Here is a 708-nt window from a genome sequence, read left to right as displayed (position 1 = left end):
GGTAAAGTGTAGCGCAGCGAAACCCACAAAAGCAGCGTAGGTTTGGGCGTCTGCGTGGAGCCGATTGTTAGATTAATTATGATAGACACGCCCCTTTGAGCTAACAAATTTCACTACCGAGCCAGTAAAATCAAGAGAGGTTATTAGTGAAGTATATTTGTTATATATGCTTTCTCCATCTTTGAGAACTTCGCATTCAAGACGCAGTTCAGTTCCAATTCTGCCACCATCAAATTCGTGTTCTATTGTTTTGTTTAAAAGTACAACATCAATAGACGCATCAAGAGTAACTATATCCATTTTCTCAATGCTAAGACCATCCGGCCTCATTTGGCCATCTGAACTGCTATATATAGCTATGTCCAGTTTAGCTTCTCCAATACGGATATAAATTCCATTTTCTTTTCCCATACTATCTCTTGTAAAAATAAAGTAGCCAGGCGGGTTACTATCGGCTGGATATACGCCCAGATTATCAATTTTTACTTTCAGCTCATCCTTAGAACCATTCGGATAATCAAACTCACAAAAATAACCGGAGCCTTCAGTATCAAATTCTTTATAATGCCTGAAACTATTTGAACTATTGATCGAATCCATTCCTAACATCTTCCTAAAGAACTTTTTCATGTTTGTTCCTTTAAAATCTAACGCCAAGCTCACCTGCAATTTTTGCTGTGAGCGTTTGTGTAAAAATGGAGCTACGCG

At 38.4% G+C, this 708-nt stretch carries 1 protein-coding gene; it reads right to left on the bottom strand.

The genetic code is table 11. The features are described from left to right. Positions 1 to 72: 72 nt before the first annotated feature. On the bottom strand, positions 73 to 708 hold a 636-nt coding region (locus tag IDZ20_RS06960), incomplete at its 5' end, for a hypothetical protein (protein ID WP_223144923.1).

Origin of the sequence: Teredinibacter waterburyi, from assembly GCF_001922985.1 — a bacterium.
Classification (GTDB): domain Bacteria; phylum Pseudomonadota; class Gammaproteobacteria; order Pseudomonadales; family Cellvibrionaceae; genus Teredinibacter; species Teredinibacter waterburyi.
This window is presented reverse-complemented; position numbering and strand designations above follow the sequence as displayed.